Raw genomic sequence first — 15,549 nt, 5'->3', positions numbered from 1 at the left:
CATGACGGCCAAGACCATCCTCAGCCGGCCGGTCTACGGAACCCTGTCGCCGCAGCCCGGTCGCAACCACCTCTTCGTCGCCGACGCCGAAGGCGCGGCGGCAATCCTCGACATGGCGAAGGCCACACCTGAAGGGTTCTTCGCCGATGCCCACATCATGTTCGTTCCGGATGACACTGGAACGAACTATGTCGAAGCGGTGAAATCGCTGCAGCCGGCACGTTTCTATCAAGGCCCCACGATCGCCGCCGCCCTACCAAGGCTGCGGCAGACCCTTGCGACGGCGCATATGGGCCTTCGCATCTATCTGGCCGGCAGCGAAGGGCTGATCGGCCAGGCAATGCAGGCTGCAATGGAAGCTGGCTTCGACCCCTCATCGATCCAGACCGAGCATCGCGGCTCTCTGGCGCGTCGGGTCCAGTGCGTCCACTGCAAAGGCATCACCGAAAACGTGACCACGCAGCCGGTAACCTGCTCGCATTGCGGTCTTCTTCTGCTGGTACGGGACCACTATTCGCGCCGGCTGGCCGCCTTCCAGGGCGTCTGCATCAACGCGGAAGACCCGACCGAAAGCCCTCAGGCAGAGGAGATTTTCCGTTGAGCGCCGGAACAAGGAAGATCGACGTAATTGTCACCGACGTCGTCCCGGTCAACGAACTGGTCAAGCGTTTCCATTTCCAGCGCACGGACGGCCAGCTTCTGCCGACTTTTTCCGGCGGGGCCCATGTCGTCGTCGAAATGCGCGACGACGACCGCACCCGCCTGAACCCCTATTCGCTGATGAGTTCGCCGTTGGATACGCGCGACTACACCATCAGCGTCCGCCGCGATGACACCGGCCGCGGCGGCTCGCTGTTCATGCACCAGCGGGTCAATCCTGGCATGCGCATGGTCATCAGCAGTCCGGTCAACTTGTTTTCATTGGACCTCCGGGCCAGGAAACATTTGATGATCGCCGGCGGCATCGGCATCACGCCCTTCATGGCGCAGACCTCGCAGCTGGCCGGCGACGCTGGCAACTTCGAGCTCCACTACACGTGCCGCACAGAAACGCTGGCCACCTATGCCGACGTGCTAAAGGGCCGCTATGGCCGGCGTATCCACCTCTACCGCGACGATCAGGGCGAGAGACTGCCGCTTGAACAACTACTCGCCTCGCAGCCGCTCGGCACACATCTCTATATCTGCGGTCCTGCCGGCATGATTGAGTGGGTGCGTCGCACGGCCGCCGAGGCTGGCTGGCCCGACGACACGGTGCATTTCGAGCATTTCGCGGCCCCACAGCCCGGAAAGCCCTTCGATGTCACGCTCGCTATCAGCGGCAAGCAGATCCGTGTCAGCGAACAGCAGAGTCTGCTCGAGGCGATAGAGGCCGCCGGCATCGATCCGCCCTATCTGTGCCGCGGCGGCGTCTGCGGACAATGCGAGACCAAAGTCATTTCCTATGACGGCAATTTCCTGCACAACGACCACTGGCTCTCGGAGGAAGAGCATCAGTCCGGCCGCAAGATAATGCCCTGTGTTTCGCGCTTCGAGGGCAAATCGCTCGTTCTGGAGCGATAGGCATCAGCTTGGCAGGTGAGTGCGTTCTTCTGCACGGTTCGCGTCAGACCGAAGATCGCGCCCACATTGCCGTTCCATCGGAATGACCCCGGTCCACGGTAGGGAGGAGATCATGGGAATCAATTTCAGAAAGGAAACGTTTCGGGACGATTTCAGCTTTAGGAACAGTCCGGAACAGATCAGGCGGTTTCCCTTCCCCTTTCATGAGGACAGCTACATGTATGCGGTCAATATCGAGCCGCATACGCCCGGCCCCAAAAACACGGTCTTCGAGCACCTGATCGACGTCGACGAGCACTATATCTCTGAGATGGAGGACAGGGCCTTGGTTCTTGCCGAAGACCCACTACGCTGCCAGTCGCTCCCTCATATGACCCTGGCGGGCTGGGACCTGCTCGAACTGCTCATGACCCAGAAGGCCGAGAGCTATCCGGAGCATTTCTCGCTTACCCGCGACGGCGACAACTGGCATTGGATCAACCGTCCACTCGGCATCGACGACCGCTTCACCTTCGGCGACGTCTCCACTTTGCCCTACGGGCCGATGGCGTACATCACGCGCCAAAGCCAGGGCGATTTCTGTGTCCTCGACCAGCGCGATGGCAACCTGTGGATGGACGCCGGCATCGTGACCACCCAGGCCGACTGGTCGCTCGACTTCGACATCGGCATGAATTTCTTCGAGTGGCACGCGCCGGTGCCATTGGCGCACGACATGGGCATCTTCAACCGTGCGCTCAAGTTCCTCACCAACATCCAGCAGGGCCAGCCTGCGCGACGCTTCAACTGGACCATGACGATCAACCCGCGCCTCGACACCAGCCCAGAGAACTACCATAAATGGGGTGTTGACCGGACAACGGTGACGCCGGAAAACGTCGGCCAGAAGGTGCATCTTCGCGTCGAGTTGCAAACGTTCTGGCGGCTGCCGCGCTCCAACGCGCTCGTTTTCCCGATCCGTTGCTACCTGATCAAAATGGACGAGCTCGTGACTTCACCGAAATGGGCGCGCCGCTTCCACCGCGTGTTGCGCGACCTGCCGAACGAGCTGGCCGAATACAAGGGCCTCACTCGCTATCGCCAAACCGTCGTCGAATGGCTCTCCCAATACGACGACGGCGCGCCGACCTCGTCTGGGTTCGGCCCCGACTGAGCAGTCCAGTCCTTGAGCTTTATTGCCGGAATGCCTTCGACCTTTTCCTCCAAGCTGCGTAAGGCCGCATTGGTGGCGGCCATGTTGTCGCCGATATGGACACCTTCGTCGCTATTCAGGGGAAAATAGCAAAAGAACCAAAATTCAGCCGATAGCGGCGCTCGCGGAGCCAGATTTGATTTCAAGTCAACGTGACTTGTCTTCATAGAAGAACGGTACGACGCTCCTTTGCCTGGCGTGCGATGGAGCCATCCATGGTTACGAACGAAGCAAACGCTTCCGAGCCGGCATTGCGCAATCTTGACGGGCTGCTTCCCGATCTGGCCGCGCTCTACAAAGATATTCATTCGCATCCGGAACTGTCGATGCAGGAGACTCGCACGGCAGGTCTTGCGGCTGACCGCCTTCGTGCGGCCGGTTACGAAGTCACGACGGGCATCGGCAACACCGGCGTCGTCGGCCTGCTTCGCAACGGCGACGGCCCTACCGTCATGCTGCGCGCCGACATGGATGCATTACCGATCCAGGAAGCGACCGGCCTTGACTACGCCAGCAAGGCGATGGCCACCGATCGAGACGGCCAGAAGGTTCCCGTCGGACACATGTGCGGTCACGATATGCACGTGACCTGGCTCGCCGGTGCAACCAAGCTGCTCGCTGACGCGCGCTCGTCCTGGCACGGCACAGTGATGGCGGTCTTCCAGCCCGCGGAAGAAACAGCGGAAGGCTCACAGGCCATGATAGGTGATGGTCTGTTTACCCGCTTTCCAAAGCCCGACGTGATCCTCGGCCAGCACGTCATGGTGGGACCATCAGGCACAGTTGCCGGGCGCGCTGGCCCGATCACTTCGGCAGCGGACAGCCTGCAGATCCGGCTCTTCGGGCGCGGCGCGCATGGCTCGATGCCGCAGGCGAGCATCGATCCCGTGGTGATGGCGGCGGCCACGGTCATGCGCCTTCAAACCGTGGTGTCGCGAGAGGTGGCCGCGGCCGAAGCCGCCGTCGTGACGGTCGGCGTCTTGCAGGCAGGCACCAAGGAGAATGTCATCCCCGACGAGGCCATCATCAAGCTCAATGTCCGGACATTCGACGCCGGCGTCCGCGCCCGCGTCCTGGCCGCAATTGAACGGATCGTCAACGCCGAAGCGCAAGCCTCCGGCGCGCCCCGTCCACCCGAGATCACGCGACTCGACAGCTATCCCCTCAACGTCAACGATCAAGCCGCAAGCAAGCGGGTGGCGGATGCGTTCCGCGTTCATTTCGGAGCCGACCGCGTCCGTGAAACCGGACCCGCGCCGGCCAGCGAGGATTTCGGATCGTTCGGGTCCGAATGGCATGTTCCTTCGGTGTTCTGGTTTGTGGGCGGCACCGATCCGAAGGTCTACGCCAAGGCGAAAGCGGAAAACCGGCTCAACGAGCTTCCGGTGAACCACAGTCCCAAATTCGCGCCCGTCCTCCATCCCACGTTGCAAACTGGCGTCGAGACGCTGGTCGTCGCGACCCGCGCCTGGCTGGCTGCGTAGGCCTTTCGGCGAGGCTCACTCCAAGGCGCGTTTGTCTCTGTGTCCGAGACTGGAGAGACGCATCATGGAGAAGCTTCCGCTTGTGCTTGACCTGTCCGGAACCTTCGTCTTTGCGCTGAGCGGTGCGTTGGCCGGAACCAAGCGCAAGCTGGACTTGTTCGGCGTCCTGGTGCTGTCTTTTGCGGCGGCAACCGCAGGCGGCATCGCGCGCGACGTGCTGATTGGTGCAATCCCACCTGCTTCGGTCAGCGATTGGCGTTATCTCGGCGTGTCGCTCTTTGCCGGCGTCATCACTTTCTACTGTTCGCCCTTGATCGAGCGAATGTCACACTCGGTCCTGCTGTTCGACGCGGCAGGCCTCGCGCTGTTCGCTGTCGCAGGCGCATCCAAGGCGCTCGCCTACGGCCTGAATCCGGTTATGGCAGTAATGCTGGGTATGGTTACCGGCATTGGCGGCGGCATGGCCCGCGATGTGCTGCTGGCTGAGATTCCGATCGTGTTGCGCGCAGAACTTTACGCGGTTGCCGCACTGGCCGCCGCCGCGGTCGTGGTCTTCGGGCACACGCTACGCTTGCCGGTTGTTCCAGTAGCGGCCGTGGCACTAATCCTGTGCTTCTCGCTGCGCGTCATGGCGATCAAGTATGGCTGGCGCCTTCCGGTTGCCAAAGTCACGGATCCACGTAAGTCGAAGACCAAACGAGGAAGCGGTACTGGTCCCGAGCAGTCCTGAGCCTCGGATTCATCCGGTGATGCATCGATACGAGAGCTGCCCAGGAGGCTAGAATGGCAAAAGCCCGCCTCATGAATTCGCAAGGGAACATCCAGCGCGCGCACGCGCGCCGGATTGAGGCATGGGCTTCTCAGGAAACGGCTAGCGGTAGATAGGGAAGCGATTGCAGAGGTCCCTGACCTCGGCCAGCACATCCTGCTCGACCGCGGCATCGCCTTCCGGCCCGGCGGCGGCGAGCGCATCGATCACCTTGAGGATCAGCTCGCCGACGCGCCTGAACTCGTCCTCGCCGAAGCCGCGTGTCGTGCCGGCCGAGGTACCGAGCCGAACGCCCGACGTGACCGCCGGCTTTTCCGGGTCGAAGGGAATGGCGTTCTTGTTACAGGTCAGCCCGGCGCGCTCCAGCGCCTGCTCGGCGTCGCGGCCCTTCACGCCCTTGGGGCGCAGATCGACCAGCACCATGTGGCAGTCGGTGCCGCCCGACACGATGTCGAGCCCGCCGGCGACCAGCGTGTCGCACAGCGCCTTGGCGTTGTTGACCACCCTTGTGGCATAGTCGCGGAACTCCGGCCGCAGCGCCTCGCCGAAGGCAATCCCCTTGGCGGCGATGACATGCATCAGCGGCCCGCCCTGATTGCCCGGGAACACCGCCGAATTGATCTTCTTGGCCAGCGCCTCGTCATTGGTCAGGATCATGCCGCCGCGCGGACCGCGCAGGGTCTTGTGCGTGGTGGTGGTCACCACATGGGCATGCGGTAGCGGATCGGGATAAAGCCCGGCCGCGACCAGGCCCGCATAGTGGGCCATGTCAATCATCAGATATGCCCCTACCTCATCGGCGATGCGGCGGAAGGCGGCAAAGTCGATCGCGCGCGGATAGGCAGAGGCACCGGCAACGATCAGCTTGGGCCGCGTCTCCAGCGCCCGGGTGCGCAGCACGTCATAGTCGATCTGCTGGTCGGACTGGCGAACCTCGTAGCTAACAATGTCGAACCACTTGCCCGACATGGTGACCGGCGAGCCGTGGGTGAGGTGGCCGCCATGGGCGAGCGACATGCCCATCACCCGGTCGCCGGGCTGGAGCAGCGCCAGAAACACGGCCTGGTTGGCCTGCGCGCCCGAATGCGGCTGGACATTGGCGTAAGCCGCACCGAACACCAGCTTGGCACGCTCGATGGCGATGGTCTCGACCTCGTCGACGAACTCGCAACCGCCATAATAGCGCCTGCCGGGATAACCCTCGGCATATTTGTTGGTGAGCACCGAGCCCTGGGCCGCGAGCACGTCGGCAGAGGCGATATTTTCCGAGGCGATCAGTTCGATCTGGTTCTTCTGGCGATCAAGCTCGCGGCTGATGGCGGCGGCGATCGCCGCGTCACCCAACGACGCGATCGGGCTGATGTGCGGCATGGTTACCTCCCGGGAATGCGATCAGATGTCGAGTTCGATTTCGCGGCTGGTGGCCTGCAGAATGCCCCAGACGTGATCGGCGAACGAGCGCCAGACCTCGATCCGGAAGCGCTCTTCGGTCTCGCGCACCAGCACGATTTGCGCCTTGTCGAAAATGGTGCGACAGCCCATGCCGGCGGGCATCGCCTCGATGTCGAAGGCAATCGCCGAGCGCAGCGCAAGCAGCGCCGCCGTGCCCTCTACTTCGATGCCCACCTCGCGGTGGGAGACATCAACGAGGCTATGCGGGGTTGCCGAATAGAGTTCGGCGAAAGCGCGCTCCACGCCCCCCTGCTCGGCCAACGGCGCGAGCAGGTGCCACTCGTCGGGCCCGAGTTGCACGGCGAGCCGACCGCTGGAAGCAGCGACATCCCCGATTTTTGCCGGCAAGGCCAGGCCGAAGGCTTTCGAGGCCTCGGCGAGCCGGGCCGGATCGAACCTCAAGCTGAAGCGGGCGCAGTCGTCGACGGTACGGATGCGAAGCGGGATCGCCTTGCCGACGGCGATCTCGCGGCCCACCGGCGAATGAAATTCGTGCAGCATGGCGGCCTCCTATGCGCTGAGACGCTTATTTTCGGGATCGTAGAACACCGTGCCGACGATCCTTGCGGTATGCGTGCGGCCCGGCATGGGCACATGGATGGTCGCGCCTTCGCGTGCTCTGCCCCCCTCGACGACGGCAAGCGCGATCGAGCGGCCGAGCGTTCCGCTCCAGTAGGAAGACGTGACGTGCCCCACCATCTTCATCGGCAGCGTCTGGTTGGGATCGAGCACGATCTGTGCGCCCGCCTCCAGCACCGTGTTGGGATCGGACGTCAGCAGGCCCACAAGCTGCTTGCGGTCGGCTTTCAGCATGTCCGGCCGGCTCAGCGAACGCTTGCCGACGAAGTCGGGCTTGGACTTGCCGATGGCCCAGCCAAGGCCGGCATCTTCCGGCGTCAGCGTGCCGTCGGTGTCCTGGCCGACGATGATGTAGCCCTTCTCGGCGCGCAGCACATGCATGGTTTCGGTGCCGTAGGGCGTGATGCCGAACTGCTGGCCAGCCTCGAAGAGCTTTTCCCAGACCGCGCGGCCATAGCGCGCCGGCACGTTGATCTCATAGCCGCGCTCGCCGGTGAAGCTCATGCGGAACAGCCGGGTCGGCACGCCGTAAATGCGCCCTTCGGCCACCGACATATGCGGGAAGCCTTCTTCCGACAGGTCGATGCCCTCGACCAGCGGCTCGAACAGCTTGCGCGCATTCGGCCCCTGCAGGGCAATCACCGCCCACTGCTCAGTGATGGAGGTGAGCCACACCTTCAGGTCCGGCCACTCGGTCTGGAGATAGTCTTCCATCATCGCCAGCACGCGCGCGGCCCCACCGGTGGTGGTGGTTACGTGGAAGCGGTCACTGGTGATGCGACCGATCACGCCGTCGTCGCGGATGAAGCCGTCCTCGCCGAGCAGTACGCCGTAGCGGCAGCGGCCCACGCCAAGCTTCGACCACGCGTTTGTGTACATGCGGTTGAGGAACTCGGCAGCATCCGGCCCGACGATCTCGATCTTGCCCAACGTCGAGGCGTCGAACATGCCGAGCGTCTCGCGCACCGTCTTGCATTCGCGCGTCACGGCGGCATGCATGTCCTCGCCGGGTTTGGGGAAATACCAGGCGCGCCGCCACAGCGACACTGGCTCAAACACGGCGCCGTTTTCCTCAGCCCAAACATCGATCGGCGTCTTGCGCGTCACCTCGAACAGCTCGCTGCGATTGTAGCCGGCAAAGGCACCAAAGGTGGTCGGCGTATAAGGCGGGCGGAAGGTGGTGAGGCCCACAGCGGGTGCGGGTCGCCTTACCGCGTCGGAAGCTATTACGAGACCATTGATGTTCGAGGTCTTACCCTGGTCGGTCGCCATGCCATTGGTGGTGTAGCGCTTGATGTGTTCAATGGACTTGAAGCCCTCGCGCACGGCAAGGCGGATGTCCTTGGCGGTGACATCGTTCTGGAAATCGACGAAAGCCTTGGCCTTGGACGCATTGCGGTCGGTCGTTAGCTCGCGGCTACTGACGCCCATCAGGGGCACCTCGCCATCGACTTTGTAGGTCGCGGCCTTCGCCTTGAAGCCGGCATCAACAGCTGCGTCCGCGCCCGCCTCGGCACCTTCCGCGAGAGCCGCTGCAAGGCCGAAGCTGCCATTGCCGGCGCCGGCGCAGCGGCTTTCCTCCGTGCGCTCGCCGGGCAGGAACATCTGACCTTCCTCGTTCCAGTCGAGCTTGCCCTTGGTGTGCGAGAACAGATGCACGCTCGGCGTCCAGCCGCCGCTCATCAGGAGAGCATCGCAGGCAATCGTGCGGGCCGGGCCGAACACGCCGTTGCGGCTGATCGGATTGACGCGCACCGAAGCGACGCGCAGGCGGCCGCTGGTGCCAGTAGCCGTCCAGCCCGTCAGCATCTCGATGCCGAGAGCTGCGGCGCGCTGCTTCAGATGGCCGGCCACTTCGGGCCTGACATCCACGATGGCCGCCACCTTGGCGCCTGCCTCGGCAAGATCGTATGCAGCGAGCCAGGCACTGTCGTGCGAAGTCACCACGACCGGACGGTTGCCTACCTTGACGCCGTAGCGGTTAAGATAGCTGCGCGCGGCACCGGCGAGCATGACGCCCGGGCGATCATTGCCGTCGAACACCAGCGGCTTTTCGATTGCGCCCTGGGCCAGCACCACCTGCTTTGCACGCACCTTCCACAGGCGCTCGCGCGGCGCGCCCTCAGGCGGGCTGGCAAGATGATCGGTGAGACGCTGGCAGAGGCCGAGAAGGTTCTGGTGATAGTAGCCGATCGCCGTGGCGCGGGTCAGCACGGTGACGTTCGGCAGCGCCGCGAGCTCGGCTGCGGCAGCCTTCAGCCAGTCCCAGCCGGACGCGCCATCGATACGGGCATTCGTTTCCGACAGCAGCGAGCCGCCGAGTTCGGCCTGCTCGTCACAGAGCATGACCTTGGCACCGCTGCGGCCGGCTTCGAGCGCGGCCGCAAGACCGGCAGGCCCCGCGCCGACGACGAGCACGTCGCAATGCGCGAAACGGCTGGCATAGGTGTCCGGATCAGGCACCGTCGGCGACTTGCCGAGGCCGGCAGCACCACGGATGAACGGCTCGTAGACTTTGTTCCAGAACGACTTCGGCCACATGAAGGTCTTGTAGTAGAAGCCGGCCGAAAACAGCATGTAGAGCGCGTCGTTGATCGCGCCCACGTCGCGCTTCAGCGAAGGCCAGTGGTTCTGGCTGGTGGTGTTGAGCCCCTCGAAGACCTCCAGCACCGTGGCTCGCGTGTTCGGCTCGAAGCGGCCGTTGCCGCGGTCGGTGCCGACGAGCGCGTTCGGCTCCTCGGATCCAGCCGAGAGGATGCCGCGCGGGCGGTGGTACTTGAACGAGCGCCCCACCAGGTGGACGCCATTAGCCAGCAGTGCGGAGGCGAGCGTGTCGCCCTCGTAGCCGGTATAGGCCGTGCCGTTGAAGCTGAAGCGCACGGGCTTGCGCTGATCTACCCTGCCCTTCCCCTTGATGCGATAGGCGTTCATTTGCGCATTCCCTCGAGCTCGGCTTCGGTCGGGCGCGGCAGGCCCGCCTTGTATGTGGTCACGAACTTGTCGCTCACGGTGTCGCGGACGGCGTTGAAGAAGCGGCCGCAACCGTGCACATGGCGCCAGCGCTCGAAATGCGTGCCGCGCGCATTGGTACGGATGAACAAATGGTCCTTCCACTGTTCGTCGGTCAAAGTGGACGGGTCGGCGGGCCTTGCGATATGGGCCTCGCCGCCATAGGCGAACTCGACCTCGGGCCGCTCGGCCTCGCAGTAGGGGCAACGGATCACAAGCATTGCGGAACCTCCCTCAGTGCGCTACGGCCGCGGCCGCGGCCTCATCGATCAGCCGGCCGGTCGTGAAGCGCTCGAGCGTGAACGGCGCATTGATCCAGTGCGGCTCGTCGCGCGCGATGGTGTGGGCGAACACGTGGGCCGAGCCCGGCGTCGCCTTGAAGCCGCCGGTTCCCCAGCCGCAATTGAGATAGAGGCCCGGCACCGGCGTTTTGCCGAGAATGGGCGAGCGGTCGGGCGTGACGTCGACGATGCCGCCCCATTTGCGCAGCATGCGCATGCGGGTGAAGATCGGGAACACCTCGCAGATCGCCGAAACCGTGTGCTCGATCAGCGGCAGCCCGCCGCGCTGGCTGTAGGAAACGTACTGGTCGGTGCCCGAGCCGATCACCAGCTCGCCCTTGTCGGACTGCGAGATATAGGCATGCACGGTGTTGGACATGACCACGCAGGGGAAGATCGGCTTGACCGGCTCCGACACCAGGGCCTGCAACGGGAAGCTTTCCAGCGGTAGACGCACGCCAGCCGTGTCCATCACCACCGATGTGCTGCCGGCGGCTGAGACGGCAACTTTTTTGGCCCGGATAAAACCCTTGGCCGTCTCGACGCCAACCACGCTGCCGTTCGGGCCGCGGCGAATGGCCGTTACCGGGCAATTCTGGATGATGTCAACGCCGCGCGCGGCAGCACCGCGCGCATAGCCCCAGGCCACCGCGTCGTGACGGGCAACGCCGCCGCGCCGCTGCAGCGCAGCCCCCATGACCGGATAGCGGGCATTGGCGGCGATGTTTAGCGGCGGGCAATACTCCTTGGCCTGCTCGGGCGTCAGCCACTCATTGTCGATGCCGTTCAGCCGATTGGAATGGATGTGGCGCTTGAAACCCTGCACGTCGTGTACATTGTGGGCCAGCATCATGACGCCGCGCTGGGAGAACATGACGTTGTAGTTCAGCTCCTGGCTCAAGCCCTCCCACAGCTTCACTGCGTGCTCGTAGAGCATCGCGCTTTCATTGTAGAGATAATTGGAGCGAATGATGGTGGTGTTGCGGCCGGTGTTGCCGCCGCCTAGCCAGCCCTTCTCGATGACGGCCACGTTGGTGATGCCATGTTCCTTGGCAAGGTAGTATGCGGCGCCAAGCCCATGACCGCCTGCCCCGACGATAATGACGTCATATTCAGCCTTGGGCTCGGCATCAGGCCATTGCGGCTGCCAGTTCTTGTTGCCGGTCAGGGCATTTGTCAGCAGCGACGAAAACGAGAAACGGGCCATGGCACACCTCGGAGTTCAACCTGGTCCGAGTATTGAGAAACGTCTCGATGTTGGACAGAACAGTTGCGTCATCATAATGTTATCCCTGCGACAAGGTCGCGGGAGGCTCCATGGAACGCAGTGTCGGGTCCGGTCAGCAGCAGAGGCGCGCTAGCCTTGCCCCGCGCTTGTCGGTGGGCTTCATCCTCGCACGCCGTTTCACGCTGTGCGCCTTCGCCAATTTCGTCGACGTGCTGCGGCTCGCCGCAGACGAGGGCGACCGCAGCCGGCCAATCCTGTGCGAGTGGACGGTGCTGTCGGATACGATGAACCCGATGCCGTCGAGCTGCGGCGTGCTGGTGCAGCCAAACGAGTGGCTCGGCGATCCCCGCAAATACGACTATATCGTCGTGGTCGGCGGACTGATCGACGAGATCCCCAATCTAAGCCCCGAATATGCGCGCTACTTGCAGCGCGCGGCAGCGGCGAAGGTGCCGCTGGTCGGTGTCTGTACCGGCGCATTCATACTGCACCGCGCGGGCCTGATGGACGGCTATCGCTGCTGCGTCAGCTGGTTCCACCATGCCGACTTTCTGGAACAGTTTGACGGACTGAAGCCTGTCTCCGATCAGATATTCGTCGTCGACCGCGACCGGCTGACGTGCTCGGGCGGCGCAAGCTCGGCGCATCTGGCCGCGCATCTGGTGGAGAAACATGTCGGCCGGGCGCAGGCACGCAAGAGCCTGCACATCATGATTATCGACGATGCACTGAGAGCCGAGAAGCCTCAGCCGGGCATTCCGCTCGACCTGACGACGGACGACGCGCTGGTGAAAAAGGCGCTGCTGCTGATGCAACAGAACATAGATGCGCCGCTGTCGGCGGCCGAGATAGCACGCCGCCTGGGCGCAAGCCGGCGCCAGCTCGAGCGGCATTTCCAGGCGAATGTCGGCATGGCGCCGACGCTCGCCTACAAGATCATGCGGCTGGAATATGCCGAGTTCTTGCTGCGCCACACTGATCAGTCGGTGACCGAGATCGCGACATCGACGGGCTTTTGCGACTCCTCACATTTCATCCTGGCCTTTCGCGAGCGGCGCGGCATCACGCCGGCGGTATTCCGCAAGGCGGCCTGAGCAGCTAGCGCCGATTCAGGAAGATCTTGCTATTCGCCGGGCAGGATGTGCGTCGCCTCGGGACGCCACGATACCCAGACCTTGGCGCCTGGCTCCAGATTCAGCCTCTCAAGCTCCTCGTGGCTCTTCTGTGCCTTGATCTCGATGCGTTCCGCGCCTTCTAGATGGATCACCGCGGTCGCCCCGACGAACTCCTCACCGACCACCGATGCCTGCATGGCGTTGTAACCATCAGCCGGCGGCTGCTTGCTGAGATGCATGCGGTCGCCCGACACCACGAAGGTCGCTTTGTCGCCTTTAGCAAGGGGCCTTGCATCATTGGACGCAACAATGAACTCGCCGGCCGGGGTGGCGATCTTCACCGACTGGCCGTTGGCGTAGGACACGCTGCCAGCGAAGATGTTGGACGAGCCGAGGAACTCGGCGACGAACTTGGTGCGCGGCGCGCGGTAGATCTCCTGCGGATTGCCGATCTGCTCGATGCGCCCGCGGCTCATGATGACGACGCGGTCGGCCATCGAGAACGCCTCGGATTGGCTGTGCGTGACATAGACGAAGGTGATGCCGAGTTCACGCTGCAGATTTGAAAGCACCGTTTGCATGCGCACCTTCAGATGCGCGTCCAGCGCCGATAACGGCTCGTCGAGCAGCAGTATCTCCGGCTCCGTCACCAAAGAACGGGCGAGCGCCACACGCTGGCGCTGGCCACCTGAAAGATGCGCGACATTGCGATCGGCGAACTCGGTGATCTGCATGCGCTCCAGCCACTTGTCGACGCGCTCGCGACGCTCGGCTCTGGCCACGCCGCGCATGCGCAGGCTGAACTCGACATTTTCTCGCACGGTGAGAAATGGAAAAAGCGCAAGGCTCTGCCATACCATGGGCGTGTCGCGCTTCCACGTAGGCAGATCGTTGATGCGTTTGCCGGCAAGGAGGATGTCGCCCTCGGTCGGCGCCTCGAGCCCGGCCAGCATGCGCAGCGTCGTGGTCTTGCCGCAGCCGCTCGAACCCATGATGGCCAGGAACTCGCCCTTGCGGATTTCAAAGTCTATCTTTTCGACGGCGACAAAATTCCCGAACCGTTTGACGACGCCGTCGAATACGACGAGGGGCTGGTCGGTCATGACTGTGTTACTCCGGCTGGTATTGCCTCCGCCTTGGGCGCGGCACTGCGTTTCATGAGCAGGATCTGAGCAAGCACCACCAGCGTCATCGAGGTGACGAAGACGAACGTGCCGATGACATTGATCCGAGGACTGACCTGGCCCTGCAAGAAACCGAGCACCTTGACGGGCAAGGTCTCGTTGAGACCCGAGACGAACCACGCCACGGCGAACTCATCGAAGGACACGGCCATGGTGATGAAAAGCGCCGCAAAGATAGCCGGCTTGCAGAAGGGGAAGATGACATGGCGCATCGCCTTCCATTCCGACGCGCCGAGGTTCCACGCCGCCGCCTCAAGCGCGGGGTCCATCTGCGAGAGCCTCAGCCGCACGATCGCCATGGCAAAGGGTGCGCACATCACCACATGGGCGATGATGATCGAATGGATGCCACCCGACAGGTTGATGTTCGACAGGAAGGCGAGCATCGCCAAGCCGAGGATCACCACGGGGATGGTCGGTGACAGCAGAGCCAGCGCCAGATAGAAGGTCTTGCCGAAGAACTTGTAGCGAAGGTCTGTATAGGCCGCGCCGAAGCCAATGGCTGTCGCCAGCACCGACACGACGACGCCCACGATCAGCGTGTTGCGCAGCCCCTCCCATACCAGCGGATCGTTGATCACCGCCTCATACCACATCGTGGAGAAGCCTCCGAGTGGCAGCGAAGGAAAACGGTCTACGTTGAACGAGAAGATGAAGCTTGCCGCGATCGGCGCGAAGATGAAGGCAAAGCCCAGCAGCACATAGAGCTTCAGCGCCCAGTCGATCAGCCGGTTGCTATTGAAGTCATTCATCTGCCGCGCTCCTTATAGGCGTAACTCACCGCAGCGAAGGCAACCGCGAGCAGCGTTGCGATCATGGCGAGCGCGATCACCGCCGCCCGCGGCCATTGCTGGCCGGACTTGGTTGTATCGGTGATCAGGATCGATAGCGTGGGCGGATCGCCGCCCCCGAGGTAGAGGGGGCTAACGAAATCGCCGAAGGTGAGGATGAAACAGAACAGCGCCGCGATCACCAGCCCCACCCGAGCAGCCGGAATGACAACCTCGAAGACGGTGCGAAGCCGGCCGCAGCGCAGATTGTGCGCTGCTTCGATAAGAGTCCTGTCGACGAAGATCAGGCTGAAGAGCTGCAACAGCACCACTAGCGGCAAGCTCAGCGTCAGATAGCCGACCATCGTGCCGAAGACGGAATTGAGCATGCCAAACGGCCCGAGCCCCACCCGCGCGAATAGGGCATTTATGATACCGTGGTCGGAGAGAAAGATTTGCCAGGAATAGACCCGCACGAGATAGCTGGTGAAAAAGGGAATGACCATCAGGAAGATGGCCCAGCGCCGCGCCGTGTCCGAAAGCTTGAAGGCGATGGCATAGGCGCAGGGAAATGCCAGTGCGCTGGTGATGATTGCGGCGACGGTCGCCAGCCCAAAGGTGCGCAGGTAAGCATCCCAGAAGACGCTGCGGCCAAGCATTCTGACCCAGTTGATGGTGTCGAAATCCGGCTGCATGCGGAAATTCTTCACCGTCCAGAAGCTGAGTGCGATCAGGAACACTAGCGGTGCGAGAAAGAACATCATCTGCCAGATCAGCATAGGCAGGGAAAAGGTCAGTCCATAGAGTGTGATCGATTTCCGCATCGCTTCCATTCCAGGCTGGAGGCTCGACTGCTCGACCAGTCGCCGCGCAGAGATTGCCGGAACGGGGCAGGCGCCCCCCCGCCCCTGCCCCGGCTGCCG

General features: G+C 63.1%; 14 protein-coding genes. 6 read left to right on the top strand and 8 right to left on the bottom strand.

All coding sequences use genetic code 11. The features are described 5' to 3' along the window. The first annotated feature begins 1 nt into the window (after position 1). The 5 genes from C7I85_RS18015 to C7I85_RS17990 all read left to right on the top strand — a co-directional run bounded on the left by C7I85_RS18015 (position 2) and on the right by C7I85_RS17990 (position 4,969). Positions 2 to 601 carry a dimethylamine monooxygenase subunit DmmA family protein gene (locus C7I85_RS18015; RefSeq protein WP_106725398.1) on the top strand — a complete coding sequence of 200 codons (600 nt, stop codon included), beginning with the start codon at positions 2 to 4 and terminating at the stop codon, positions 599 to 601. Next, positions 598 to 1,563, top strand: coding sequence for a PDR/VanB family oxidoreductase (locus C7I85_RS18010; RefSeq protein ID WP_106725397.1), 966 nt, complete (start codon positions 598 to 600; stop codon positions 1,561 to 1,563). The genes C7I85_RS18015 and C7I85_RS18010 overlap by 4 nt, the downstream gene beginning before the upstream one ends. A gap of 112 nt (positions 1,564 to 1,675) precedes the next feature. Then, positions 1,676 to 2,716: a heme-dependent oxidative N-demethylase family protein gene (locus tag C7I85_RS18005; protein WP_106725396.1), complete on the top strand. Its 1,041-nt coding sequence runs from the start codon at positions 1,676 to 1,678 to the stop codon at positions 2,714 to 2,716. 254 nt (positions 2,717 to 2,970) lie between these two features. Beyond that, positions 2,971 to 4,239: a M20 family metallopeptidase gene (locus C7I85_RS17995; RefSeq protein WP_106725394.1), complete on the top strand. Its 1,269-nt coding sequence runs from the start codon at positions 2,971 to 2,973 to the stop codon at positions 4,237 to 4,239. Positions 4,240 to 4,303: 64 nt separating this feature from the next. Continuing rightward, positions 4,304 to 4,969, top strand: a complete 666-nt coding sequence (locus C7I85_RS17990) for a trimeric intracellular cation channel family protein (protein ID WP_106725393.1) — start codon at positions 4,304 to 4,306, stop codon at positions 4,967 to 4,969. Between the two features lie 141 nt (positions 4,970 to 5,110). On the opposite strand, the gene glyA is transcribed toward C7I85_RS17990, so the two are convergent. The 5 genes from glyA to C7I85_RS17965 are packed head-to-tail and all read right to left on the bottom strand — an operon-like array spanning position 5,111 to position 11,536. Continuing rightward, positions 5,111 to 6,379 (bottom strand): serine hydroxymethyltransferase, encoded by a 1,269-nt coding sequence (gene glyA / locus C7I85_RS17985; RefSeq protein WP_106725392.1) that lies wholly within the window; start codon positions 6,377 to 6,379, stop codon positions 5,111 to 5,113. A gap of 21 nt (positions 6,380 to 6,400) precedes the next feature. Beyond that, positions 6,401 to 6,961, bottom strand: coding sequence for a sarcosine oxidase subunit gamma (locus C7I85_RS17980; protein WP_106725391.1), 561 nt, complete (start codon positions 6,959 to 6,961; stop codon positions 6,401 to 6,403). A gap of 9 nt (positions 6,962 to 6,970) precedes the next feature. Further along, positions 6,971 to 9,970: a sarcosine oxidase subunit alpha gene (locus tag C7I85_RS17975; RefSeq protein ID WP_106725390.1), complete on the bottom strand. Its 3,000-nt coding sequence runs from the start codon at positions 9,968 to 9,970 to the stop codon at positions 6,971 to 6,973. After that, entirely contained in the window at positions 9,967 to 10,269 is a 303-nt protein-coding gene (locus tag C7I85_RS17970; protein WP_106725389.1) for a sarcosine oxidase subunit delta, read from the bottom strand. Before C7I85_RS17970 ends, C7I85_RS17975 begins: the two co-directional genes overlap by 4 nt. Positions 10,270 to 10,282: 13 nt before the next feature. Next, on the bottom strand, positions 10,283 to 11,536 hold the full coding sequence (locus C7I85_RS17965) for a sarcosine oxidase subunit beta family protein (protein WP_106725388.1): 1,254 nt from the start codon (positions 11,534 to 11,536) through the stop codon (positions 10,283 to 10,285). A 110-nt stretch (positions 11,537 to 11,646) separates the two neighbouring features. Here C7I85_RS17965 and C7I85_RS17960 point away from each other — a divergent pair, with 110 nt between their 5' ends. Continuing rightward, a complete protein-coding gene (locus C7I85_RS17960; protein ID WP_106725387.1) occupies positions 11,647 to 12,651 on the top strand; it encodes a GlxA family transcriptional regulator in 1,005 nt (334 codons plus the stop codon). Between the two features lie 29 nt (positions 12,652 to 12,680). Here the strand turns inward: C7I85_RS17960 and C7I85_RS17955 are convergent, their stop codons facing one another. From C7I85_RS17955 to C7I85_RS17945, 3 genes are read right to left on the bottom strand one after another with little or no spacing between them, the layout of a single operon-like run. Beyond that, positions 12,681 to 13,775 carry an ABC transporter ATP-binding protein gene (locus C7I85_RS17955; protein ID WP_106725386.1) on the bottom strand — a complete coding sequence of 365 codons (1,095 nt, stop codon included), beginning with the start codon at positions 13,773 to 13,775 and terminating at the stop codon, positions 12,681 to 12,683. After that, entirely contained in the window at positions 13,772 to 14,608 is an 837-nt protein-coding gene (locus C7I85_RS17950; protein WP_106725385.1) for an ABC transporter permease, read from the bottom strand. The genes C7I85_RS17955 and C7I85_RS17950 overlap by 4 nt, the downstream gene beginning before the upstream one ends. After that, positions 14,605 to 15,450 (bottom strand): ABC transporter permease, encoded by an 846-nt coding sequence (locus C7I85_RS17945; protein ID WP_106725545.1) that lies wholly within the window; start codon positions 15,448 to 15,450, stop codon positions 14,605 to 14,607. The genes C7I85_RS17950 and C7I85_RS17945 overlap by 4 nt, the downstream gene beginning before the upstream one ends. Positions 15,451 to 15,549: the final 99 nt, after the last annotated feature.

Origin of the sequence: Pseudaminobacter soli (ex Li et al. 2025), assembly GCF_003012705.1 — a bacterium.
Lineage (GTDB): Bacteria > Pseudomonadota > Alphaproteobacteria > Rhizobiales > Rhizobiaceae > Pseudaminobacter > Pseudaminobacter soli.
The sequence above is the reverse complement of the archived record's forward strand: the minus strand, read 5'-3'. Positions and strand labels throughout refer to the sequence as shown.